At 56.3% G+C, this 23,464-nt stretch carries 18 protein-coding genes, 1 tRNA gene and 2 pseudogenes; 14 read left to right on the top strand and 7 right to left on the bottom strand.

What is annotated here, in order from left to right:
- The first annotated feature begins 2 nt into the window (after window positions 1-2).
- From ACYP2Q_RS17325 to ACYP2Q_RS17280, 10 genes and pseudogenes are all read left to right on the top strand, one after another.
- Window positions 3-401, top strand: coding sequence for a DUF6950 family protein (locus ACYP2Q_RS17325; protein WP_459731603.1), 399 nt, complete (start codon window positions 3-5; stop codon window positions 399-401).
- On the top strand, window positions 398-7,570 hold the full coding sequence (locus ACYP2Q_RS17320) for a phage tail tip fiber protein (RefSeq protein WP_459731602.1): 7,173 nt from the start codon (window positions 398-400) through the stop codon (window positions 7,568-7,570). The genes ACYP2Q_RS17325 and ACYP2Q_RS17320 overlap by 4 nt, the downstream gene beginning before the upstream one ends.
- A 1,090-nt stretch (window positions 7,571-8,660) precedes the next feature.
- Window positions 8,661-9,048 (top strand): annotated as a pseudogene (locus ACYP2Q_RS17315) (tail fiber domain-containing protein); the annotation flags it as partial.
- A 544-nt stretch (window positions 9,049-9,592) separates the two neighbouring features.
- Window positions 9,593-10,111, top strand: coding sequence for a DUF4376 domain-containing protein (locus tag ACYP2Q_RS17310; RefSeq protein WP_459731601.1), 519 nt, complete (start codon window positions 9,593-9,595; stop codon window positions 10,109-10,111).
- Window positions 10,108-10,521 carry a DUF1353 domain-containing protein gene (locus ACYP2Q_RS17305; RefSeq protein WP_459731600.1) on the top strand — a complete coding sequence of 138 codons (414 nt, stop codon included), beginning with the start codon at window positions 10,108-10,110 and terminating at the stop codon, window positions 10,519-10,521. Before ACYP2Q_RS17310 ends, ACYP2Q_RS17305 begins: the two co-directional genes overlap by 4 nt.
- Before the next feature lie 80 nt (window positions 10,522-10,601).
- Complete coding sequence (locus ACYP2Q_RS17300; RefSeq protein ID WP_459731599.1) at window positions 10,602-10,817, top strand: hypothetical protein; 216 nt, start codon at window positions 10,602-10,604, stop codon at window positions 10,815-10,817.
- Window positions 10,818-10,873: 56 nt separating this feature from the next.
- Entirely contained in the window at window positions 10,874-11,425 is a 552-nt protein-coding gene (locus ACYP2Q_RS17295; RefSeq protein ID WP_459731598.1) for a glycoside hydrolase family 19 protein, read from the top strand.
- On the top strand, window positions 11,422-11,937 hold the full coding sequence (locus tag ACYP2Q_RS17290; RefSeq protein WP_459731597.1) for a DUF2514 family protein: 516 nt from the start codon (window positions 11,422-11,424) through the stop codon (window positions 11,935-11,937). Before ACYP2Q_RS17295 ends, ACYP2Q_RS17290 begins: the two co-directional genes overlap by 4 nt.
- Window positions 11,938-12,114: 177 nt before the next feature.
- Window positions 12,115-13,173, top strand: coding sequence for an acyltransferase family protein (locus ACYP2Q_RS17285; protein ID WP_459731596.1), 1,059 nt, complete (start codon window positions 12,115-12,117; stop codon window positions 13,171-13,173).
- A gap of 599 nt (window positions 13,174-13,772) precedes the next feature.
- Complete coding sequence (locus ACYP2Q_RS17280; protein ID WP_459731595.1) at window positions 13,773-14,705, top strand: FkbM family methyltransferase; 933 nt, start codon at window positions 13,773-13,775, stop codon at window positions 14,703-14,705.
- A gap of 199 nt (window positions 14,706-14,904) precedes the next feature.
- On the opposite strand, the gene ACYP2Q_RS17275 is transcribed toward ACYP2Q_RS17280, so the two are convergent.
- The 3 genes from ACYP2Q_RS17275 to ACYP2Q_RS17265 form a co-directional block, all read right to left on the bottom strand.
- Window positions 14,905-15,783 carry a sterol desaturase family protein gene (locus tag ACYP2Q_RS17275; protein WP_459731594.1) on the bottom strand — a complete coding sequence of 293 codons (879 nt, stop codon included), beginning with the start codon at window positions 15,781-15,783 and terminating at the stop codon, window positions 14,905-14,907.
- A gap of 285 nt (window positions 15,784-16,068) precedes the next feature.
- Window positions 16,069-16,395, bottom strand: a complete 327-nt coding sequence (locus ACYP2Q_RS17270) for a hypothetical protein (protein ID WP_459731593.1) — start codon at window positions 16,393-16,395, stop codon at window positions 16,069-16,071.
- Window positions 16,396-16,480: 85 nt separating this feature from the next.
- Complete coding sequence (locus ACYP2Q_RS17265; protein WP_401125917.1) at window positions 16,481-16,690, bottom strand: hypothetical protein; 210 nt, start codon at window positions 16,688-16,690, stop codon at window positions 16,481-16,483.
- A gap of 602 nt (window positions 16,691-17,292) precedes the next feature.
- On the opposite strand from ACYP2Q_RS17265, the gene ACYP2Q_RS17260 reads away from it, so the two are divergent.
- The 3 genes from ACYP2Q_RS17260 (at window position 17,293) to ACYP2Q_RS17250 (ending at window position 20,525) form a co-directional block, all read left to right on the top strand.
- A complete protein-coding gene (locus tag ACYP2Q_RS17260) occupies window positions 17,293-18,582 on the top strand; it encodes an OprD family porin (protein ID WP_459731793.1) in 1,290 nt (429 codons plus the stop codon).
- Between the two features lie 53 nt (window positions 18,583-18,635).
- A complete protein-coding gene (locus ACYP2Q_RS17255) occupies window positions 18,636-19,616 on the top strand; it encodes a tripartite tricarboxylate transporter substrate binding protein (RefSeq protein WP_459731592.1) in 981 nt (326 codons plus the stop codon).
- 237 nt (window positions 19,617-19,853) lie between these two features.
- Complete coding sequence (locus ACYP2Q_RS17250; RefSeq protein ID WP_459731591.1) at window positions 19,854-20,525, top strand: response regulator; 672 nt, start codon at window positions 19,854-19,856, stop codon at window positions 20,523-20,525.
- Window positions 20,526-20,696: 171 nt separating this feature from the next.
- Here ACYP2Q_RS17250 and ACYP2Q_RS17245 read toward each other — a convergent pair whose 3' ends face one another.
- The 3 genes and pseudogenes from ACYP2Q_RS17245 to ACYP2Q_RS17235 form a co-directional block, all read right to left on the bottom strand.
- Entirely contained in the window at window positions 20,697-21,107 is a 411-nt protein-coding gene (locus ACYP2Q_RS17245; protein ID WP_459731590.1) for a response regulator, read from the bottom strand.
- Window positions 21,108-21,639: 532 nt separating this feature from the next.
- A pseudogene (locus tag ACYP2Q_RS17240) lies at window positions 21,640-21,848 on the bottom strand (hypothetical protein).
- Window positions 21,849-22,065: 217 nt separating this feature from the next.
- A tRNA-Ser gene (locus ACYP2Q_RS17235) sits at window positions 22,066-22,153 on the bottom strand.
- A 123-nt stretch (window positions 22,154-22,276) separates the two neighbouring features.
- Between ACYP2Q_RS17235 and ACYP2Q_RS17230 the strand changes: the two genes are divergently transcribed.
- Window positions 22,277-22,948, top strand: a complete 672-nt coding sequence (locus ACYP2Q_RS17230) for a Bax inhibitor-1/YccA family protein (RefSeq protein ID WP_431758902.1) — start codon at window positions 22,277-22,279, stop codon at window positions 22,946-22,948.
- 67 nt (window positions 22,949-23,015) lie between these two features.
- Here ACYP2Q_RS17230 and ACYP2Q_RS17225 read toward each other — a convergent pair whose 3' ends face one another.
- Window positions 23,016-23,453 (bottom strand): Lrp/AsnC family transcriptional regulator, encoded by a 438-nt coding sequence (locus tag ACYP2Q_RS17225; protein ID WP_459731589.1) that lies wholly within the window; start codon window positions 23,451-23,453, stop codon window positions 23,016-23,018.
- Window positions 23,454-23,464 lie beyond the last annotated feature (11 nt).

Below are 23,464 nucleotides of genomic sequence, written 5' to 3'. Positions count from 1 at the left end.
CCATGCGGCATAGAGATTGGACCACGCGTCTTCATGACGTTATCAAGGCTGCCCACGGGCGGCCTTTTTCATGGGGCGAATTTGACTGCTGCCTGTTTTCCGCGGATTGCACTGTTGCTGTGTGCGGTGTCGATCCTGCCGAGCAGTACCGCGGCAAATACAAGACCGAGCGGGGAGCAAAGCGGCAGCTCAGGAAACAGCACGGCAGCCTTGAAGCGGCATGGGATGCCTGCTTTACGCGGGTGTCCCTGGCCTTCATTCAGCGCGGTGACGTGGTGTTGTACGACGCGCCTGGCGGCCGAAGTATGGCCGTGTTCTGGGCAGGTGATTTCTGGGCAACCACTGAAGACGGTGTCGCCCGGGTTGAGTGCGCGCCACTGGCCGCGTGGAGGGTTGAATGAGTTCTGGCGTAAAAAAACTTGCCCAAGTTGCCGTCGGCGCGGTAATTGGTTTTGCTCAAGGCAATATTGTCGGTGCGATCATCGGTGCCGGCCTGGCCTTTTATGCTGCCGAGCAGCAGGAAAAGCTCAACACCAAATCGCCACTTCGCGACAACGAGCCCTCAGCGCAGACACTGCGCTCTTCAAAGGCTCCAGTGCGCTTCATCCTGGGCCGTGCTGCAACCGGTGGCGTGCTTGCCTGGGGCCAGGAGCAGTCCGGCACTGTCGGAGACGGCGAATGGTTGCATATGGTCTACGTCCTCTGTGAGGGCGGCATCGACGCGCTGGAAAATATCTACCTGGGCGAAGAGGAGATCGGTACATTCGGCGAGTTCGCCAGCTATGAACTGGTCGTCAATCCAACGCAAGTAAACGCCTTCCTTCTTGCCAATTGCCCGGGGTGGAAGGAAAGCCAGATCGGCCGCGGGCTCTCGTTCGTGCGCGTGTCTTTCCGGTACAGCGCCGAGAAGTTTCCATCGGGCATTCCGGATGCGCGTTTCGTGGTTCGTGGCCGCAACGATATTTATGACCCGCGCACTGGGACATCCGGGTATTCCGCAAACACGGCGCTGCACATTCTCTGGTACCTGCGCACGCGCTGCGGTGTGCCGGATGATGAGATTGTGTTTTCGACTTTTGCCAGTGCAGCCAACGTCTGCGATGAGACGGTCACCAACGCTGACGGATCGGCCAGTCCGCGCTACCGGACATCTTGCGTAATCGGCGCTGACGAGCAACGCACAGGTGTATTGCAGAAACTTGAGGCGGCGTGCGCGGGCAAGCTTATCCGTGTAGGTGGTCGCTGGATGCTCCAGACGGGCGCGTACTACGGTCCGTATGATTTCGAGATCACCGAAGACATGGTGGTGGGCACCATCACTGGCAGCACCGAGCCAACCAACGATTCTGCCATCAACACGGTGCGCGGCACCTTCATTGACCCTTCGCAGTCCTGGACCGAAACCGACTATCCCGAAGTGCAAGTGGATCAGTGGGTTGTCGAAGACGGTGGGGAGGCGGCGGAGACGCTGACCTTCTCCTATGTCACTGATCCGTACCAGGCTCAGCGCCTGGCAAACATCGAACTGCGCCGCCGGCGGGCGGGTGGGACCATCAGCATTCCCATGAACCTTTCCGGCTACAACTGCCGGCCTGGTCGGGTCATCAGGGTCAACCTGCCGTCGCTGAACATCCTGGGGGAGTTCATCGTCACCAATTGGTCGATGGGTGATAAAGATGGCTGCAGTGTCTCGGTGGCGCAGTATGAGCCGGCCATTTTCAGTGATGCAGTTGGCCAGCCCTACAATCCGATCGGCTTTATCAACCTACCGACCGGTGGCCTGGGTTCTCCCACAAACCTCAAGTGGACGCAGGATGCATCGGCCGAGGTGACACAGGGCATCCTCTCCTGGGTGCCTCCGTCCGGCATTGTGAAGGAATACATCGTCATCGTTCGCCAGGGTGCGACCGCGATCCAATCGCACAATGTTCCGGCGACGTCCACCGAGCGGGCTATCAATGGCTTGCCTTCGGGTAGCTACACGATGAGTGTGGCGGCGGTGGGGCCGATGGCTCGGTCGGGCGAGGCGACTATTTCAGTCAGCGTGAATGGTCCGCCCATTCCTGAAGCCTGTGTGGTGCAGTCATCGATTGATTCGATCACCTTGATTCCGTCCAACACCTTGCGCGGGCTGAATGGCGGGACTTATGAGTACTTCTTCAGCACGGTTCCAGCATCTGACCCGGATGATGCGGTGTATCTGGGGCAGGGTCTTTCCTTTACTCATACCGGACTCGGCTTCTACACCAACTATTACTACTTCGTTCGGTCGTCAAATGCTTATGGCAAAAGCGCATTTCTGTACGTACCCGCATCAACGTCGAATGACGTCGGTGCTTACCTGGATGCGCTGGAGGGGGAAATAACGGATTCTCACCTCGGCCAGCATCTGCTGGGGCGGATCGAGCTGATTGACGGCCCATCAACTCTGCCGGGATCAGTCAACAATCGAGTGAATGAGCTGGGCGAGCAAATCGGCGAAGTCACGGATCACCTGCAGGAGCTGGTGAACGAAGGGCAAGTCGCGCTGAGCGAAGCGCAGCAGGCGTTCAGCGAAACTCAAGCCGACCTTCAGTTGCAAATCGATCAGGTCTCCACACTCGCAAAGTCGGCCGAATACCAGAAGGACAAAGCCTACGCCGCCGGCGCCTCAACGCGCCTGAGTGATCGTCTGTACCAAGCCAAAATCGCGGTACCGGCGGATGCCAGCGGCGCGAAGTCGCCGCCGAATGCGACCTATTGGGTGGATGTTGGTCAAGTAGTGTCCGAGTCGAACGGTTTGGCTGCTCGGGTCAACACCACTGAAACCAAAATCACCAGCATCGAGGGGGTCAATACCAGCCAAGGCACGGCCATCACCGGCCTGAACAACAGCCTGACCACCACCAACGGTAACGTGACCGCCGCGCAAAACGCGGCGAACGCGGCGAACACCTTGGCCGGCGGCAAGGGCAAGGTGATCGTGCAAACCGCTGCGCCGGCGGCGGCCGATCAGTTGGCGCAGAACCTGTGGATTGATATCACCGGCGGGGCGAACACGCCGAAGCGCTGGACCGGCTCGGCGTGGGCAGCGGTGACGGACAAGGTGGCCACCGATGCGGCGGCAGCGGCAGCCAATGCCTTGTCGGTGGCCAACACCAAGGCCGATGCCTCGGCAGTCAAGAGCCTGGACAGCCGCGTGACAGCGGCTGAAGGGACGATCAGCAGCCAGGGTAGCTCGATCACCGGGCTGAACAACAGCCTGACCACCACCAACGGTAACGTGACTGCTGCGCAAAACGCGGCGAACGCGGCGAACACTTTGGCCGGCGGCAAGGGCAAGGTGATCGTGCAGACCGCTGCGCCGGCGACGGCCGATCAGTTGGCGCAGAACCTGTGGATTGATATCACTGGCGGGGCGAACACGCCGAAGCGCTGGACGGGTTCGGCTTGGGCAGCCGTGACCGACAAGGTGGCCACCGATGCGGCAACGGCAGCCGCCAACGCCTTGTCGGTGGCCAACACCAAGGCCGATGCGGCAGCGCTGACCAGCTTGACCACCCGGGTAACCTCGGCGGAAGGGACGATCAGCAGCCAAGGCACTTCGATCACCGGGTTGAACAACAGCCTGACCACCACCAACGGTAACGTGACTGCCGCGCAAAACGCGGCGAACGCGGCGAACACTTTGGCCGGCGGCAAGGGCAAGGTGATCGTGCAAACTGGCGCACCGGCGGCGGCCGATCAGTTGGCGCAGAATCTGTGGATCGATACCACCGGCGGGGCAAACACGCCGAAGCGTTGGACCGGCAGTGCCTGGGCCGCCGTAACGGACAAGATCGCCACCGACGCTGCCGCTGCGGCCGCTTCGGCACTGTCGCAGGTCGTGACCAAAGCAGATGCCTCGGCGGTCACCAGCCTGGGTACACGGGTCACCGCTGCAGAGGGACTGATTAGTTCGCAAGGCAGCTCGATCGTCAGCCTGACCAACAGCATCGGCGATGTAGGTAGCGAGAACCTGTTATACAACCCAGCGTTCGTCAAGTTGGGCAGCGTTACCGGTGTGGCGGATGGGTGGGCTGTCAACACACCGATCACGCCTGGTGCTTCTACCGGCGTCTACTCGTTGGTGCCGTCGTGGATCAACGCCAGCGAGAACGCCCAGCGCATCGACGTAACCGGGCTGAACGACACCAACCTGTACCGCTCGATCATCCCGGTCGCTGCGGTAAGACCGGCTGTGCAGGCGGGTACCTCTGTCGCGCTGTCCGTTTACTTCCGCGCGACTGCAGGCTTGCAGGTTCGGATTTATCTGGAAGCCAACAACGCGGCAGGCAACGTGCTGTCGGTACCGTCCACGTCGCTGATCGTGGCCACCGGCTCTACCCAGCGCGCCACGCTGCTGTTTGCGAACCTGCCAGCCAACACCGCGAAGGTCACGTCGTTCTTCCGCATTTTCGGCGGCAGCGTCACAGCTGGCTTCGTGGAATTCACCCGCGCCCAGCTGGAACTCGGGTCGGCCGTGTCGGGCTGGAGAGATAGCACGCTGGCGCTGGCATCCGATCAGGCGGCCACGTCGGATGCCTTGAGCTCGCTGACCAGCACCGTGACTCAGCAGGGCACAATCCTGACCAGTCAGAGCGCCTCGCTCACTTCGCTGAACAACAGCCTGACCACGACCAACACCAACGTGAATGCCGCGCAGACGGCAGCGAACGCGGCGAACACTTTGGCCGGCGGTAAGGGCAAGGTGATCGTGCAAACCGGCGCACCGGGGGCGGCCGATCAACTGGCGCAAAACCTGTGGATCGACATCACCGGCGGGGCGAACACGCCGAAGCGCTGGACCGGCTCGGCGTGGGTCGCGGTGACCGACAAGGTGGCAACCGATGCGGCAACGGCAGCCGCCAATGCCCTGTCGGTGGCCAACACCAAGGCGAGCGCGGACAGCGTGTCGGCATTGAGCAACACCGTGAGTCAACAGGGCGACAGCCTGACGGCGCAAGGTGCTGCGTTGACCAGTGTTCAGGCGGCGATTGGGGGGCTTGGGGCCAGCGGGGTCAACCTGCTGCCGGCTGAGTACACGGTGTTCGGGCCGTCTGCGCCAGTGACCACTACAGGGTCGTTCACGGTGACTACAGAGGCGGACGCGGCGACCCTGCGCGGCTATGCCTTGCGGGTCGAGTCCACCAACACCACCAACACGACGGTTACGTTGGGCCCGTCGCTGACTGCGGCCGGCTGCAACATGTCATTCAAGGCGCAGAAATACATCGTGTCGTTCAAGGCTCGGGCCAGCGTGGCTGGGCATCAGATTGCCAGTTACCTGCGGGTGTTGAACGCGGCAGGCTCGGGCTTCAATACCGGTCCAGCCACGTTGCTGACTGTGACCGATACCTGGGCGCGATATTCGGTCGTGATGGACGTGTCCAACGCCGGCAGCTTCAGCGGCGACAAGGCGCAGCTGAGTATCCAGACCAACCGCTCTAACGTTACCGGTCGCGTGCTTTGGCTGGATCAGATCATGGTCGAGCCGGTGGTCAACGGCGTAACTGATCCGTCGCCGTTCGTTACGGGTAACAGTTTCGACCAGAGCCTGGCTAACGCATCTGCCGTGTCGGCGCTGGATGCCAGGGTGGCAGCGGCCGAAGGTGTGAACACCAGTCAGTCGTCGTTGATCACCTCGCTGAACAACAGCCTGACCACCACCAACACCAACGTGACTGCCGCGCAGACAGCAGCGAACGCGGCGAACACTTTGGCCGGCGGTAAGGGCAAGGTGATCGTGCAAACCGGCGCACCGGCGGCGGCCGATCAGCTGGCGCAGAACCTGTGGATCGACATCACCGGCGGGGCGAACACGCCGAAGCGCTGGACCGGCTCGGCGTGGGTCGCGGTGACCGATAAGGTGGCCACCGATGCAGCGGCTGCAGCGGCCTCCGCGCTGTCGCAGGTCGCGACCAAGGCCGATGCCTCGGCGGTCAGTAGTCTGACCACTCGAGTGACGGCGGCGGAAGGGACGATCAGCAGTCAGGGCAGTTCGATCACCTCGCTGACCAACAGCTTGAACGCCATTGGCGGCGACAACCTGCTGCCGAACTCCTCGTTCGAGACGCTGGCAGCGGGCAGTACCACTCGCCCCCTGAACTGGAGCGTCGGCGGTACCGCCGTGCCAACGCCATCCATTGTGGATTCGGCGCTGCCATCCAGCACTAAGGCGCTAAGGATCACTCGCTTGGCCGCCACCAACGGGCAGTATTCCGACGTGATCTTCAACTCGTTGGAGGCCGCCCGGCCGAAGGTCACGCCGGGTCAGCCGTACACCTTGAGCGTGTGGGCCAGAGGCTCGGCTGCAACGGTACGCTTGGCGACCTACGTGCAGTTCCTCGACGCTGCGGGCAGCACCGTGCTCAGCACGATGACGCTTGCTGAGGTCGCACTGACCACGACGTTCACCCGCTATGTCCTCACTGGGGTGGCTCCGGCAGGTGCAGCATTCGGCGGCATCTACGCCGGCCGGATGTTCAACCGCAGCGGCGGGACCATGGACATGTGGATGGAAGTGGACAACGTCCAGTTTCAGGAAGGTTCTGTCGCCACGGCCTACGCGCCTTCGAACGAGCGCAACGCGGAAGCCTTGAGCGCGGCCATCAGCTCGCTGAGCAGCACCGTCACCTCACAAGGCACCACGCTCACCAGTCAAGGCAACAGCCTCACGCAACTGACAAACCGGGTGGGCGATGTCGAGGGTGTCAACAGCGGTCAGGCGACGGCGCTCAATTCGCTGGATACGCGGGTCACTTCCACGGAAGGGAAGGTCACCGCCCAGGCCACAGCGTTTCAGGCGCTTCAAGCATCGTCGCGAGACGACAACGGGGAAGGCGATCTGGCGGACGCGCTGAAAGGCTGGACCAGTACCGCCGAAATCGCTTCGGAATCCAAGGTTCGCACCTCTGAAACTGAAGCCTTTGCGCAGCGGCTCACTGGCTTTGAGGCCCAGATAGGAGCGAACACGGCCAACATCACCGAGCTGGAACAGGTGGTTGCGACCAATCAGTCTGCGACGGCGACGAAGATTGATCAGCTGTCTGTAACGGCAGGGCAAAACACGGCTGCCATCCAGCAGACGTCAACGGCCTATGCCGACACCGCCGGAAAGCTCAACGTGATGTGGTCGGTGAAGATGCAGGTCACTGCCGACGGCAAGTATGTTGCCGCGGGCGCCGGGTTGGGCATCGAGAACACCGGTGCTGGACTGCAAAGCCAGTTTCTGGTCGCCGCAGATCGGTTTGCCGTCGTCAACAGCATGGCTGGCGGTGCCCTTTCGGTTCCGTTTGCAGTGCAGGGCGGCCAGGTCTTCATGAACTCTGCGTTCATTCAGGACGGCACCATCACCAATGCCAAGATCGGCAGCTACATCAGTTCCACCAACTACATCGCCGGCCAGCAAGGCTGGGTTCTCTATAAAGACGGAACGCTAGAGATCAACGGCATTGTCCCGGGACAGGGGCGGCTGGTGATCAACTCGCAGAACGTCTCGGTCTACGACGCCAACAATGTGTTGCGTGTCCGGCTTGGCTATCTGGGGTAAAAAATGGCATATGGACTGAGGACTTGGAGTGCCAATGGCACTCCTGAGCTCGACACAGACAACTTCACGTATCAAGTTATTCACAATGGACTGTATCAGTTGGCGGTGAATCAGGTTCTAACAATCCCCATTGCGGGGTTTAGTCCATCTACCTGCGCTGCTGCTATTCTTCCAACACAAGCCGCTTCGGCGGAAAACAGTTTGAACGCCATGCCTTATGAGTCAGTGGCAGAAGGGGTTGTAACGATTAGATCGCGCAACCCTTCCGAGCCAAGCGCATCCATTGGTTCGGCTATTCAGTTCCGACTTCTAGTGATGAGGTATAAAAATTGAGCTTTGGGCTAATGGCAATCAATGGGAGTAATTATGTCCAGATTGACTCTGAAACTCCAAGGCTGTGCGCACTTTACAATGGAACATATCAGGCCACTGGCGACCACTACGCTAGAGTCACGTTCCCGTCACCCATTACGACGAGCGAGCCTCCGTGTATTTTTATAAGGAATGACCCGTCTAGACCGAATGATATTTACTGGCAAACAACAATCGATGGTGGTCCTGGTAATTGGACAGGCTTCAACATACAGGCGGCTAACGTAACTTGGCGGCCTTTGGGTAAGTGGTTTGCTGCGGTGTTCGCATCACTGGCTAAGAGCGCCTACGGCCTGCGGTTGTGGGCAGCAGACGGTTCGCTCTGTTACGACTCAGGTGCCGTTCCCGTTATCGTCACCAAAGCCAACCATTCTTGGAGTTATCAAGGGAGTGTTCCGATGACGATTGGCTCTCAGTTCTATTACAGAAATGAACTGGTAGCCGCGCTTGCGTCTGATGAATACTTCATGATTAACCCATTTTCACGTGGCGTACTTAGACCGCAGAACGCCGGGTGGCTCAACTTAGGCGTCAGATTTAACTACTCAGAAAACAGGCTGCAGACGTATGTCGTGGCTTTGGGAGCGGGGCCATGGACGGATAACGGTCAGCCCGCCGCGATCTTTGCTCGACTCCCTGGCACTTAACTACTAGGCGATAAACGCCGGCATTCCTCTGCGCCAAATTACTGGCCTGAACACTTTCTGGAGATATTCAATTGCCCTGGTATAAATCGGGATCAGTCTCTGTCACCCAAAATTCCAATTCCGTCATTGGCGCGGGCACCGCGTTTATTGCCAATGCCCGTGTCGGTGATGCCTTCCGCGGCCCGGATGGGGGCTGGTATGAAATCACCAATATTGCCAGCGACACGGCCCTGGCAATCTCGCCGAACTATCAGGGGGCGACCACCGCAGCGGGCGTCTATGCGCTGGCACCGATGCAGGGCTACGTCAAAGACTCGGCCGATACTCTGCGGGCATTGGTGAACCAGTTCGGCAGCAAGATGGCCGCCCTGGGGACCACCGGCAACTTCGACATCTTGCCTCTTACCAAGGGCGGGACGGGTGGCACCGATGCGGCGAGCGCGAGAGCGGGGCTCGGGCTAGGCAATGGCTCCACTCGCGCAGTGCAAACATCGTCGCATGACGCTACAGCAGGGGCTCTGTTAATGCCCGGAGCATTTGGCTGGGGAATGACGGGCACTACATTACAAACCATTTCCGATGCAAATGGTGTAAGACCTTCTGGCTTGTACTACATACTGAGTGGCTCAGGAAACATGCCAATTGTTGGTGATGCACTGTTGGAGGTAAAGAATCTATCTACAGTAGTGATTTACCAAACACTGACATATTGGGGGTCGCGACGGAAGTTTGAACGAATCTACGTTACGAATGCGTGGAGTGTCTGGGATGAAGTTATCACCACCAATAACTTGGCTTCATCCGTTGCCTTCAATCAAGTGGGTAGTTATTCCTTCCTTAGAAACTTAACGGGCGCCGTCGTGGCCAGTGGAGCAGTAGTGGCTGGCTCAAGCCTAAGTTTTAGTGATACCGCTAACTCTGCTTGGGGTGCGCCTACAGGTGCTTGGAGGGCCATGAGCGCCGCCGCAAACAATCAAGCAACGTTGTTTATGAGGGTTTCGTAATGAATATTAAAAATCCTCGTTACAACCAACGCGGCACCGTCGATTGTGAAGTAGAGCACGAGGCCCTAGGCTGGATTCCTTTTACCGCCTCGCCAGACGATGACAATGAGTTCGGTCGTGAGCTGTATGCATCTCTCACCTCGGGTGCGCACGGCGCTATCGGCCTTTACGTGCAAGCTCAATTGACGCCAGAACAGCAAGCGGCGCGCATCGCGGAACGGCGGTATGAAGTTGAAACGGCGGGCATCACCGTTGATGGCATGGCCATCAATACCGATGACCGCGCCAAGACCTTGATCAATGGTTCAGCCATTAAGGCCATGCGCAACCTGGCCTACACCTTGCGCTGGAAAACCCCGGAAGGTTTCGTTGACCTGCCGTCTGCCCAGGTATTGGTGATGGCAGAGGCGGTCGCGGACTTTGTCCAGGGCTGCTTTGATCGTGAAGCTGACCTGCTGGCAGCGGTGGGCGATGGTACCTTCACTGCCGCCATGTTGAATGAGGGGTGGCCGGTATGAGTCGTTTCACCACCACCCTGAAAACTGAGCAGATCGGCAAGTGGACGCACATTCTCCTTGATGAGTTGGTGCTGGCCGATGAGAACCAGCGCGTCATCACGGTGCCGGCCGGCTTCGCCACGGACTTCGCCAGTATCAAGGTGCTGCACAATGCCTTCCTGTTCGCGCTCTTCGCGCTGGTGTCAGGCTACGGCAACTATGCAGCAACAGTGCATGACTGGCTGTACGCAACCGGTACCGTCAGCCGCAAGCAAGCTGACGCCATTTTCTACCGTGCCCTGCGCGCTGAAGGGGTGGCGCGTTGGCGAGCCTGGCTGTTCTGGGGCGGTGTTCGAATAGGTGGCGCTGGGCGATACAGCAAGGCTCCCAGGCCGGCCAATACCCTGACCAGCTCCCCGCCGCAACCCTGATGGTCTGATCTGCACAGAACACAGTCACCCGCCATCGAGCGGGTTTATTTTTGCCCAAAATCTGCAACCGGAGATTCACCATGTCCTTTATCGTCATCAACACCAGCAACAACTTCGACCCGATCCATCACGAAGTCTTCGCCACGGCCGAAGAGGCGGACGTCCAGGCGCGCGCCATTGTCACCGGACAGCCGCAGGCCGTGGTCCGCACGGCGCAGCTGATCAGTGCCTACAGCGCCGAGGTAATCATTACGGCCGAGCCCGTGCCGGATGTAGTTACAGACCCTGCGAACTGACTACGCGCACCTTCCTGTGCCCGCACGCGCGGGCTTTTTTTCGCCTGGAGAAAAGTATGCCTCTCACTCAGCAGCAGCTGCTGCAGATCCTCCCGAACGTCGGCAAACAAGCCGGCGTTTTTGTGTCTGCGCTCAATTTGGCGATGGAGCGGTACCAGATCAATACCAGGTTGCGCATGGCGGCTTTCATTGCCCAGGTGGGACATGAGTCGGGCCAATTCCGCTACGTGAAGGAGATCGGCGGCGACCAGTACCTGAGCAAGTACGACACCGGCCCGCTGGCTAAACGTCTTGGCAATACGCCAGAGGCGGACGGGGACGGGCAGAAGTACAGGGGCAGGGGTTTGATTCAAATAACGGGCCGTGACAACTATCTGGCCTGCAGCAAGGCGCTGTTCGGCGACGACCGTTTGTTGCGCACGCCTGAACTGCTCGAGCAGGCAGAGTGGGCTTGCAAGTCGGCGGCGTGGTTCTGGAATTCGCGAAATCTGAACGTATTGGCCGATTCTGAAGATTTTGTTGGAGTAACACGGCGCATCAATGGTGGTACCAATGGCCTGGCCGAGCGGCAAGCATTCTACAACACCGCGCTGAGGGTGCTGGCATGAACGCCATCCTGCTCCGACTGCTTCCTTATATAGCTGCGGTGCTGCTGGCGGTCGGTGCACTGTTCGGCGCCTACCATCACGGCCTGTCGGTGAAAGATACTGAATGGCAGAGCCTGTGGAACGACCGCAACACTCTGGACGCTAAGGCTCTAGCCGCCAATGAGTCCACCGAGCGAGCCAAAGAACAAACCCGCCAACAATTAATCAACAAGGCAATTCAAGATGGTCAACGCACGATCGATCAAGCAACTGCTGATGCTGCTGCCGCTCGCACTTCTGCTGACAGCCTGCGCGTGGCAGCCGACGCCCTTGCAGCTCAACTCGCAGCCAGTCAAGCCAGCGGTAATTCCTGCACTGCCGCCGCAAGCAAGGCAGCTGCCCGCGCCGCAATGGTGCTTGCCGACGTGCTCAAGCGCACTGACCAGCGAGCGGGCGACCTGGCTGCAATTGCTGACCAAGCCCGAGCCCGGGGACTGACTTGCGAACAGGCATATGATGATGTTGCCAAGTAATTACGCTGATTCATGACAAAGTTGTCGGAGAAGGTCGTTCTGTGCCATCACGAATTGCCAGCAAAGCTTGGTGTTAACATGCATCTTGGATCCAATTTAATACCAGCGCTACCATCTAGATGAATATTGGCGAGTAAGGTATCGTTGCTCACTTTTTTCACTAGATGATCGCCTAAAATGTTTGGGACTTTGCGCTTGCTTTTGGCATTTTTCGTTGCTATCGGTCATACGGGCACAGTAATTTTCGGGATAAATTTCGGAATCTGCGCCGTGACGATATTTTTCATGCTCTCTGGGTTTGTCATGACCGGCCTATTAAGGACGAAGTTTACTAGTTACGCTACTATTCCAAAATTTTATGCTGATCGTCTTTTGCGTATCTATCCGCAGTTCATATTTTTTTACCTGTTGTACGTCTTGTTTTTTGAATATTCCGGATTTCAGGGAGCTGGGTATCCAATAGACCCGTTCTCAATTAAAAACTTCCTCTTAAGCCTAGCTATCGTACCTCTCAATTGGGCTGTGCTATCAGGAAGCGTGTTCCATATTTTTTCAGAGTTCGGCGGGCTAACGCGGTACATTCTAATCCATCCAGCATGGTCGTTGGGCTTAGAGATGCAGTTCTATATTATTTTTCCTTTTATACTTTTTCTGCGATCCCGCTTGGTTGCAGTGATCTCCAGCTCAGTGCTTTTCGCATTGGCAGCTCTGGATGTCGTAAATCAACCTGTGTATGGTTACTTTTTTCTTCCAGGTGTGCTGTTCGTTTTCCTAAGCGGTTCCCTGATGTACGACTATAACAATGGTAAAAAACAGGCAGGAGTTTTGCTGCTGCTGATTTATGCATTTACTTTGGCGTTATATGTTGCTTGCTCGATGATGGATAAGTTGGCAACTTACAACAAAGCTGTATTGCTTGGCCTGATTGTTGGTATTCCTCTTGTGTTTATACTTTCAAATTTAAAGCGAAGGGGCTTTGACGAGTGGCTGGGTAATGTATCTTATGGAGCATTCTTGTGCCATGTGCTGGTGATTGACGCCGCTGCAAACTACGGTGTCTTTACAGCAGTTGACTCCCTCGGTATATACCTATCATGCGTATTTATACTAGGTGCCATTGGGCATTATTTGGTAGAGCGCCCAGTTCATGCGATGAGGAAGCGGCTGCAATCTAGGGTAAGGAAGCAGAACACCGAGACGGATATCGTAGCAAAACAAGAGTTGCAATCGTCATAAAAAGCCGGCCTGGCATGGATGCCTCTTTCCTTGCCGATGGCCCGGTCAAATTCGAACCAGCCAAACGCCTCCTTGGGCCAGTTCTGGACGATAGCGTCACTGGTCTGCGGTCGTAGATGCCCACCATGCCACCAGTGCTGTTGTTAAATAGTCAGTTGCCCACGGCGTAACAGTGTGTGCTGATGATCAAGCGAAACGAGTGATGGGTAGCACTTGCTGACCACGCCCGGCCCTAGGCCAGACTAGCAACAGGCGAATGTTGATATTGCCAAGCAATTACACTGATGCATGCCGAGGTTGTTGGAGAGGGACACCATCCGCAGACGGAGCGATCAGGAGCGTCTGTGGCAAGAACTTGCATACTCGCCGCACTGGACTGCGATCACAGCGTACAAATCGCGTATGGTGACCCACCCGATCGCCGCCGACGTGCCACTTGGCATCGCGCTGAACGTGGGTTTTTGCGCCGATGTCGCCTTGTAAAGGTCCACGATGCATTGATAGTGTGTCAAGCGTGCACGGCGGGTTGTGTTGAGCGATGCCTTGGCGTCCCAACCAATCAACGCCACTTACAAGGCCATCCTCTCTAAGGTTTCCGCATGAACGACGAAGAATATGTGTCAACACTTTATCGGACACTATTGGCCCGGGAGCCCGACCCAGGCGGACTGGCGCACTACGTCGCTCTGATGGCAGCCAATAATGGGCCGCGAGAAGTCTTGAACTCGATCACATCTAGCGAGGAGTATCTTCTGAAGTCGGCAAAGCTGCCGAAAACGGCAAAGCCACTCGTTAGTTACAGACCATCCAGACCGTTGGTTATTGTTGATGTTGGGGCGCAAAATCTGGCCAACGAAAGCCATATCTATGCGCCATTGATGCAGCTGCCGAACCGTTGCATCGGGTTTGAACCGCTGGAGAACAAACGCATCGAGCGTGAGGACGGCACTATAGAAATGTTGCCACATTTCATAGGTGACGGATCAGAGCAGACATTCTACGTCAATAATGACGATGCTACTTCGTCGTTGCTCCCGTTGAATGAAGAATTCAATAGCCACCACAACCACCTGTCTGGACTTAGAACGCTTAGAACGGAGCGGGTGAAAACATCGCGGCTTGACGACGTGTTATCCGATGTTGGGCGAGTTGATTTCCTGAAGCTTGACATTCAAGGCTTCGAAGGTCCGGCGCTTCTAGGAGCGCAAAAGGTTTTGCAGCGTACCAATGTCGTCCACTGCGAAGTAGAGTTTGCGCCGATTTACAAAGGCACTTCCGTTTTTTCCGAAATTGAACGCTTGCTGGCAAAAAGTGGGTTCTATTTCGTCGATTTCACGCACCTGTGCCGCTATGCGTATGAAGCCGTTCCAGACCCGACAACTACTGGCGAACGGCTGGGTTGGGCAGATGCCGTGTTCTTTCGAGAACATACAGAGACTGACGATGATGCCTTGGCACAGGCCGCAGTCGCGGAGTTGGTTTACGGAAAGAGTGGGTTAGCGAAACACCTTACGTCATCAATAACCAAGTGAGATCTCTGGGCCAGCACGTCTTCTTCAAGGGCGTGCCATAACTGCCCCGCATGGCGGCTTGCCGGTTGGCGGTCCATGTCGTGCTGCTGGCTCTGCTCGCCGGCTGGCATCGCGGAAAGTTACCGTACCAGTGGCGGGGACGTATCCGGTACCGCCAGCGTTTCCGGAAGGGGCGATACAGGCCCCGTGGGCGCAGGGTTCATCGCTGACCAAGCGGCTCTAGGGGCTCTGCAGAAGAATGGGCGTGAGGTGTGTTGGAAATAGATGTGTCTTTATTGCGCCAAGATAAAAAGGCTTGTTTAAACGAATTCTGTGGAGATATATCATTTAGAAGGCCAGTTTCTACCCACTCGTCTTTTTTCGGTAGTCGTAATGTCCCAAATACCAGGTCGAAAATAGGAAAAAAAGCAGCATAGTTTGAATTGTGATGCTGAGTTTCTTTCCCGTGATGCAGTCTATGCCACTGTGGGCCTGAAATGAATCGGGTGAGCGGGCCCAATGAGACGCGGACATTCGCATGATTGAAATAGCCCCAGCCGCTGAATAATATCAACGAGCCAAGATATGGAAGCATGTTTCCTCCACATATTATTGATGTGGGTAAGTGCGCAAGGAAATAGCCGATGAGTGCACCTCCAACACTTTGGCGAAGAGAGGTTGAGGCATGCATGTCCGCATCGCTGTGATGCACACGATGAAATGCCCACAGGGCACCATATTTATGCTCAAATCGATGAGTCCAATATTGGAAAAAATCCCAAATGAATGCATAGATGAGGGTGGCAAGGATGCCACCGACTATACCTTTTGATTGCCAATCCGGCACTATTCGGTCGAGCAGTGAAATGCTCGGCAAGAGTTGCGTGCATCGATTTAATAAAGGCGCTGCAAGTGTTAAGCCGAATAGCAATAAAATGAAGACTTTGACATTGTGCCACCTACCGCGTAAGCCAGGGTCGGCTACGGCTGGCTTCCACCATTCAAACAACCAAACGGCACCCGTAATCATGACTGCGACCAGCCCTGCTTTGGCGTTGCCCTGAGCCACCAGGATCATGTACTGCAAGAAATCGTTCATTGCCGCCCCATTTTTTGTGGGCGAGTCTACAGAGACCCAGCTTGTCAGGTCCAATGCAAAAGTCAGGGAGGTGAATCGTTGTCCGCCTTGATCAACTCATAACCTTGATTGCGGACATTGCCTATTTCGCGTTCCACTTTAAACCATGTGAAGGCCTCACTCGACTCCCCTAGGGCCGTTCTATTTGTTCTGCTGGACACCGGTGGAACTGGCTAGGCATTTGGCATACTCAGCGCAGCAACGAAGTCGTGTATCTCGCAGTATCTGGAGAGTCTTCCGTACCTGTCAGCTCCTCTGGTTCGGTGTGCCCGCCTGCAGATCTCGAATGAGCCTTTCTTTTTGATCCAGGACCATTGTCAGGCTCCGGATCTGGCCAAGCTGATCGGTGGTTTCCGCCTCTAGGTTCGCCATCCATATCCGCTTCTTTTGGAGTTCGGCTGACAGCTGGTCGTTCATTTCGACAAGGGTGAAAATGTTTTCCTTTGCCGCATTTAGTTGCCGCCTCAGCTCTTCGATGTCCTCCTCGAGCATATGGGCGTAATGCTTGACGGTTTCCAGCCTGGTCGGACTGCCGAGCCAATCGCTGGTGTCTTCGATGTCGTAGTGGTCCACGGTTGCGCCTTACGGATACTGTTTGGATATACAGTAATCGAGAGCGGGCGAGATGGCGAATGCTGGCGACGGAATGCAAAGCTGGTCACTCGGGGGTCATCAGCACCGCGAGCGTCAGCTTGATGAATTCTTCATTTTTATCAATGGTGTCCAAGGCGCCGCGGACGTTATCGGCGACGTCGGCCGCGCCGCGCTGCTCGACCCAGTTCGAGAGCTCCAGGATGGCCGCTTCGAGGGCGAGCTGGTTTTCATTGATCTTGAAAAGCAGGGAAGGGAGCAGGTCAGAGTTTGGCATCGCGAAATCCTCCATGGAGATTTCAGCGTAGCACCGGGGGGCGGGGAAGGCCGGGCCGGAGAGTTCAGAAAAAGCAAAGCCCCCGAAGGTTCGCGGCTCCGGGGCTTCTATTTTCGCCTGCATCCCTTAATGCCTGGCGAACGTGGCGGCGAGAATACCAGCGTTGAATCGGTGAATCTCTACTGCGAAGGGCGGATTGTGTTCGGTTGGCAGGACGCCGAAGGAGGGCAGAAGCTATACCGGCTTTGCGAGGGGCTGAAATCGACCCAAAGCGGTCGGTTGTAGTCCGCAGAAAATTACCCAGAGAGCGATTAAGAAATTTGTATCCCATTGATTCTATCCCGCAGCTGTCTCTCACCGATGCCTTGAACCAATCACTACCAGATATTGGCGATCTGATATCGACTTCGCGGGAACCCATTCCCGCGCCTCCAACCTTTGAAGCCACAACGACAATGACATTGCGCTGAAAGGTTATTGAAAGCTCCTGGTCTTAGCATCGCTTCAGGGTCGATTTGACAGGTCGCAACCCTGTAGCACCACCGGAATACACCTCGACGTGTTTTTCGGCACTAATAAGAACAATATTGGAGTCATAGATGATGCTGACCATGCAGCCTCAGGCCATCGCGCCTGCCCCAACCTTTCGCCTACAACCCGCTGCCTTTGCCAGCGCCGCCGTCTTGGCCGGATTCTCACCATTAAGCTTCGCTGCTTTCTACGAAGACAGCAGCGCAACCTTCGAAACGCGTAATATGTACTTCAACCGCGATTTTCACGACGGCACTAGTGCGCAGCAATCCAAGCGCGACGAGTGGGCCCAGGGCTTCATGCTCAATCTGGAATCAGGTTACACCGACGGTGTTGTCGGGTTCGGTATCGATGCCTTGGGCATGCTCGGGATCAAGCTTGACTCCAGCCCTGACCGCACAGGATCCGGCCTCTTACCGACCCATGATGACGGTCGCGCTGCTGACGAGTATTCCAAGCTCGGTCTGACCGGCAAGGTGAAGGTCTCCGCCACAGAATTGAAGGTCGGCACACAGGCCCCCGAACTACCTGTCCTCAAGGCCAACGATGGACGCATTCTGCCGCAAACCTTCGAAGGGGGCTTGCTGACCTCGAGGGAAATCAAGGGCTTGACGTTCACCGGTGGACGCCTGGACAGGATCAAGGATCGCGATGACACCAACTGGGAAGACATCGCCCTAAACAACAAGAACAATCGCTTTCTCGGTACCGTGACCGGCAACCATTTCGATACTGCGGGCCTGGACTACAAGCTCACCGACAAGATCACCGGCAGTTACTATTTCGCCCAACTCGACGACGTTTACCGCCAGCATTTCGTCGGCCTGACCACCTCGCAGAAACTGGGGGAGGGCACTTTCGCCAGCGACTTGCGTGCCGCCTTCAGCGATGAACAGGGCCAGGCGCGCGGCGGCAATATCGACAACACCTCGCTCAATGGCATGCTCAGCTATAGCCTCAGCGGTCACAAATTCAGTGCTGCCTATCAGCACATGTCAGGCGACACGGCATTTCCCTACGTGGATGGTAGTGACCCTTACTTGGTCAATTTCGTGCAGATCAATGACTTTGCTGGCGCTGACGAGCGTTCCTGGCAAGCCCGCTACGATTACGACTTCGTTGCCCTCGGCATTCCCGGCCTGAGTTTCATGAGCCGCTATGTGAGCGGCGATAATGTGAAACTGAACAATGGCGAAAACGGCAAAGAGTGGGAGCGCAATAGCGAAATCAAATACGTGGTACAGAGCGGCGCGTTGAAAGACATCGCTGTGCGCCTGCGCAACGCTACTTATCGCTCAAGCTTTGCCCGCGACGCTGATGAGGTAAGGCTGCTGGTGAGTTACACGCTTCGCATCTGGTAAAAGTTGAAAAATCATTTGCTTGAAAAAAACAAGAACTCCAAAGAGAGACCGTCATGATTTTAACATTGCATCGTTTTGCTCTGGCTGCCATTTGCATGGCTGTGGCAACCCGACTGTTCGCTGTGGAGCTCCTCCATCCTGAGTGCATTGTACCGGGCGCTCCGGGTGGGGGAGGCGACTTGACGTGCCAACTGATAAAAAGCGCTTTAGCCGAGAGCAAGGTTTTAAACGAACCGATGCGGGTGTCCTACCTGCCTGGTGGAGTTGGGGCGGTAACCTACAACACGATCGTCACACAACGGCCAGCAGAGGAAGGCACGCTGGTAGCTTGGTCAAGCGGCTCGTTATTGAATATTGCGCAAGGCAAGTTTGGTCGTTTCGATGAAAGCGCGGTGCGCTGGGTGGCTGCTGTGGGTAAAAGTTACGGCGCCATTGCGGTTAAAAGCGACTCTCCGTACAAAAACCTCGATGACGTAGTCAAAGCACTGAAAAAAAATCCACGCCAAGTCTTGTTTGGTACGAGTGGCACCGCTGGCAGCCACGACTGGTTGCAAGCAGCATTGATCGCCAAGGCCGCAGGTATAAACATACAAGACTTGCGTAATATCGCCTTGGAAGGTGGTGGTGAAATCACTACCGCCTTGCTCGGCGGGCACATTCAGGTCAGCAGCACCGACGTTTTCGAGTCCATGCCCTATGTCCTGCGCGGTGAAGTCCGCCTACTTGCGGTGTTCTCGGAAAGCCGCCTGGATACGCCTGAGATGAAAGACATCCCGACTGCCAGGGAGCAAGGCTACGACATCGTCTGTCCGGTGGTTCGAGGCTTTTACCTTGGGCCAAAAGTCAGCGACGAAGCCTATACCTGGTGGAAAAACACTTTCGATAAACAACTGGCTTCGCAAGCCTTCGCCAAACTGCGGAGCGAACGTAAATTGCTGCCCTTTGCCCTGACCGGTGAAGAGCTGGATAAGTACGTGAAGCAGCAGGTGGTGAATTACAGGCTGCTGGTCAAAGAGCTCAGCCAGTCCCAGTAACTGACCACGTCTGATATCTGAAATCCTACTGTCATGTGCGCCGGCATTGCCACCGTGCTAGCGCGGTTTGTGGTCGACTCAGCGAAAAGGTACTGACTGTATCGCCCTGAAAATTGACGTTGATACCGTTGTTTGTGTGGCTCGTCGTTCTCCCGACCACAATTTATCCAGCAGATCGTCAATGACCATAGTCCGCGCCGTCACTGCCTCCACAGGCCAGCGCGTTATAGGAGACGTATGCGTATTCTGCTCGCCGAAGACCATCTGAGTTTGTCGGACGTCATCGCTCAGGCCTTGAGAAGCAAGGGATTCAAAGTAGACGTGGTATATCGCGGCGAGGACGTGGACGCGGCTCTGAAAACCGGGCAATACACCATGGTCATTCTCGATGTTGGGCTACCAGGCATGGACGGTTTTGAAGTTCTGAATCACTTGCGTGGTTGTGGTCGGAACTTGCCGGTGCTAATGCTGACTGCCCGCAGCGATGTGAAGGATCGCGTGTATGGTCTGAACGCGGGAGCTGATGACTACCTGGCCAAGCCATTCGAGCTGACCGAGCTCGAAGCTCGCGTAAGAGCCCTACAACGCCGTAGCGTGCCCGCCAGTGCACGCGAATACCGCTGTGGCGTATTGATTTATAACCTCGACACACGACGCTTTACCATTGGCGAAGAACCGTTGGTGCTGACATACCGAGAGCAAGTCGTGCTTGAAGTATTAATCACCAATGCGGGGCGGTTGAGGAGCAAGGATCAGTTGGCTGCGCAAGTGTTTGGCATGCACGAAGAGGTGAGTCTCGAGGCGATCGAAATCTATATCCATCGGTTGCGAAAAAAACTCGAAGGCAACCCCATATCGATCGTAACTTTTCGTGGTCTGGGTTATTTGCTTGAAAGCCGTGATGTTTAGAGGTTTCGGATCGTTCCAGCTCTTCCCGAACGGTTGGGTACTCGTCGAGTAGATTGGGGGGCGACTGGTGGAGCATCAGTGATGTAGTCTTGGCGAATGACAGCTATTGGCCGTTTAGGCCTGTCACGAGGGGCGGGAACGATCCATCGCCGACGTTGGTGTTCGCAAGCTTTACGTTTTTCGGATCGGAAAGTCAGGCTGAAGCAAAGCGGCTATCGCAGTGATCAAGTCATCCAGTGACCACGGCTTGTGCAGGTAAATCGTGGAGGGTGGCACTGCTGCGGGATCTATTTGGTATCCGGAGGTGAGAATCGACGCAATGGAAGGCCATTTTCCTCTGACCATTTCAATGAACTCTATGCCTTGAATTTGCCCAGGGAGACCGTGATCGACAATCACGAGCCGGCATTCGCCCTGTGCCTGCAATAGATAGGTCAGCGCATCATCAGCGGTTTCGAATGCTGATGCCTTAGCGCCTGATTCTTTGACGATTTCCACCATTAGTCCACGTAGTGTCACATCATCTTCGATGACGATGATTTCTCCTTGAACCGGTAGCAGACCTTCCCAATTAACCTTCAATTTTCGGCTCCTTAGCCATGCAAGACACAAATGCATTCCAACTTTCATTGTTGAGTGTATTCCGCCTTGCGAGTCCTGCCTGCCCGAAAGCGATTCGGCTTGTTGCGAGCCTTTCCTGGCGACAAAGGAGTGGGTAGCGAAAGGGAAATATGTGCCGCGATGTTGGGGTCTTAACCCCCGTTGTTGGGAAGGCTCCCCAGGTTTTGGGCTTTCTGCCTCAGACAATTGAAATCTGCAACGCTACCTAGCGGCCACTTCGTCGCTAGGCATTGATCCTAGACCCTGTGTTGTTTAGTGGCTTGGATATTGCTCTAACGTTTCTACTGAGAATCACTAAAGACGGCAATAGGAGACAGACCCTTGTGGAAACATCCTCTGCTTCTTGGCATCACGTTTGGAATGGGAATTCTTGCATTCGGATGGGCACTGAGCGTTATCGTTTTGCATTCAGTGGTGCGATAACCAGCCGCTGATGATACATCAATGCATCTTTTTTGGGATGAATCGAACGGCTGCTTTTGGCCGATCGTAGTCACTCCGGGGTCATCAGCACAGCGAGCGTCAGCTTGATGAACTCTTCATTTTTATCGATGGTGTCCAAGGCGCCGCGGACGTTATCGGGACGTCGGCCGCGCCGCGCTGCTCGACCCAGTTCGAAAGCTCTAGGATGGCGGCTTCCAGGGCGAGTTGGTTTTCATTGATTTTGAAAAGCAGAGAAGGGAGCAGATCAGAATTTGGCATCGCGAATCCTCGGTTTTGAGGTAAGCGTAGCAGGGCAATTTAAGGCCGGCAGTACGCCGGGGGAAGGGGGAGAAAGGCAGCTGTCTCAAGTCATTTCTGAGGGCGAGTTGCGGAAATAGCCGAAAAGATGCGGAAACGATCAGTGGAAGCCAGAACGAAAACTCAAACCCCAGAAACGACAAAGCCCTGAATAATCAGGGCTTTCTCGTATAGAAGATGGCGGAGGCGATGGGATTCGAACTCATGGACCTGTTACAGTCGACGGTTTTCAAGACCGTTGCCTTAAACCACTCGGCCACACCTCCGTTTGTGTTGCGGGCGCCATAATACCTGAATGAAACACACTGTCAAACTCTCTGCATAGCTTGTTACAGGGCGTCTGTTATGATCTTTGCGACTGAACGTTTCAAACCAACAGGAGTGTCGCCATGCGCGAACAGGATTACGCAGTTAATAACAGCGTGCAGGCTGAGCAGCTAGAGGTTAGCCGCGTCCTGCGCAACACATACGGCTTGCTCGCTCTCACCCTCGCATTCAGCGGCGTGATGGCGTTTGTCGCCCAGCAGATGCGTGTCGGCTACCCGAACATCTTCGTGGTGCTGATCGGTTTCTACGGCCTTTTCTTCCTCACCAACAAGCTTCGTGATTCCGCCTGGGGCCTGGTGTCCGCCTTTGCCCTGACCGGTTTCATGGGTTTCCTGCTCGGCCCGATCCTCAACCGTTACCTGGGCATGCAGGGCGGTGCCGAGGTCGTGAGTTCGGCGTTTGCGATGACGGCCCTGGTGTTCGGCGGTCTGTCGGCCTACGTGCTGATTACCCGCAAGGACATGAGCTTCCTCGGCGGTTTCATCACGGCGGGCTTCTTTGTGCTGCTGGGTGCGACGCTGGCGAGCTTCTTCTTCCAGATCAGCGGCCTGCAACTGGCGATCAGCGCGGGCTTCGTGCTGTTCTCGTCGGTGTGCATCCTGTTCCAGACCAGCGCCATCATCCACGGCGGCGAACGCAACTACATCATGGCCACCATCAGCCTGTATGTATCGATCTACAACCTGTTCATCAGCTTGTTGCAGCTGTTTGGCATCATGGGTCGCGATGATTGATCGCCAGCCATGATTGAAAAAAACCCGCTTCGGCGGGTTTTTTTATGCGCGGCCAATCTAACGGCGGTCAGGCCATGGGCGGCAGGCGCCGCTTGACCGGGGTTTTCTTGACGATGGCGGTGTTGGTTTCGGCGTGGGTGTTGAGGCGGTCGAGCAGGGTGTCCAGTTGTTCCATCGAGCGCACATGCAGGCGGGCGATGAAGCAGTCGTCTCCTGTGACCTTGTCGCACTCGGTGAACTCGGCAATGGCCATGATCTGCCGTTCCACTTCCTGCAACTGGCCCGGCAGCGGGCGAATGCGCACGATGGCCTGCAGTTGATAGCCGAAGCATTTCGGGTCGATGTCCACGGTGTAGCCCTTGAGCACCCCGCGTTCTTCGAGACGGCGCAGGCGCTCGGCGACGCTGGGCGAGGACAGGCCGCTGATCTGCGCCAGGGCCTTGAGCGAGCGTCGCGAGTCTTCCATCAAGGCGGTGATCAGCACCTGGTCGATGTCATCGGTCATGGTGAAACCTC

It is taken from the genome of Pseudomonas sp. MHK4 (assembly GCF_054600775.1).
This window is presented reverse-complemented; position numbering and strand designations above follow the sequence as displayed.

Bases quoted from the DNA above. Each gene is read 5' to 3' on its own strand.
- ACYP2Q_RS17285 (WP_459731596.1), top strand. From the start codon at position 12,115: ATGTTTGGGACTTTGCGCTTGCTTTTGGCATTTTTCGTTGCTATCGGT.
- ACYP2Q_RS17290 (WP_459731597.1), top strand. From the start codon at position 11,422: ATGAACGCCATCCTGCTCCGACTGCTTCCTTATATAGCTGCGGTGCTG.
- ACYP2Q_RS17265 (WP_401125917.1), bottom strand. From the start codon at position 16,690: ATGCCAAACTCTGACCTGCTCCCTTCCCTGCTTTTCAAGATCAATGAA.
- ACYP2Q_RS17300 (WP_459731599.1), top strand. From the start codon at position 10,602: ATGTCCTTTATCGTCATCAACACCAGCAACAACTTCGACCCGATCCAT.
- ACYP2Q_RS17280 (WP_459731595.1), top strand. From the start codon at position 13,773: ATGAACGACGAAGAATATGTGTCAACACTTTATCGGACACTATTGGCC.
- ACYP2Q_RS17255 (WP_459731592.1), top strand. From the start codon at position 18,636: ATGATTTTAACATTGCATCGTTTTGCTCTGGCTGCCATTTGCATGGCT.
- ACYP2Q_RS17225 (WP_459731589.1), bottom strand. From the start codon at position 23,453: ATGACCGATGACATCGACCAGGTGCTGATCACCGCCTTGATGGAAGAC.
- ACYP2Q_RS17310 (WP_459731601.1), top strand. From the start codon at position 9,593: ATGAATATTAAAAATCCTCGTTACAACCAACGCGGCACCGTCGATTGT.
- ACYP2Q_RS17295 (WP_459731598.1), top strand. From the start codon at position 10,874: ATGCCTCTCACTCAGCAGCAGCTGCTGCAGATCCTCCCGAACGTCGGC.
- ACYP2Q_RS17230 (WP_431758902.1), top strand. From the start codon at position 22,277: ATGCGCGAACAGGATTACGCAGTTAATAACAGCGTGCAGGCTGAGCAG.
- ACYP2Q_RS17275 (WP_459731594.1), bottom strand. From the start codon at position 15,783: ATGAACGATTTCTTGCAGTACATGATCCTGGTGGCTCAGGGCAACGCC.
- ACYP2Q_RS17260 (WP_459731793.1), top strand. From the start codon at position 17,293: ATGCTGACCATGCAGCCTCAGGCCATCGCGCCTGCCCCAACCTTTCGC.
- ACYP2Q_RS17250 (WP_459731591.1), top strand. From the start codon at position 19,854: ATGCGTATTCTGCTCGCCGAAGACCATCTGAGTTTGTCGGACGTCATC.
- ACYP2Q_RS17320 (WP_459731602.1), top strand. From the start codon at position 398: ATGAGTTCTGGCGTAAAAAAACTTGCCCAAGTTGCCGTCGGCGCGGTA.
- ACYP2Q_RS17305 (WP_459731600.1), top strand. From the start codon at position 10,108: ATGAGTCGTTTCACCACCACCCTGAAAACTGAGCAGATCGGCAAGTGG.
- ACYP2Q_RS17325 (WP_459731603.1), top strand. From the start codon at position 3: ATGCGGCATAGAGATTGGACCACGCGTCTTCATGACGTTATCAAGGCT.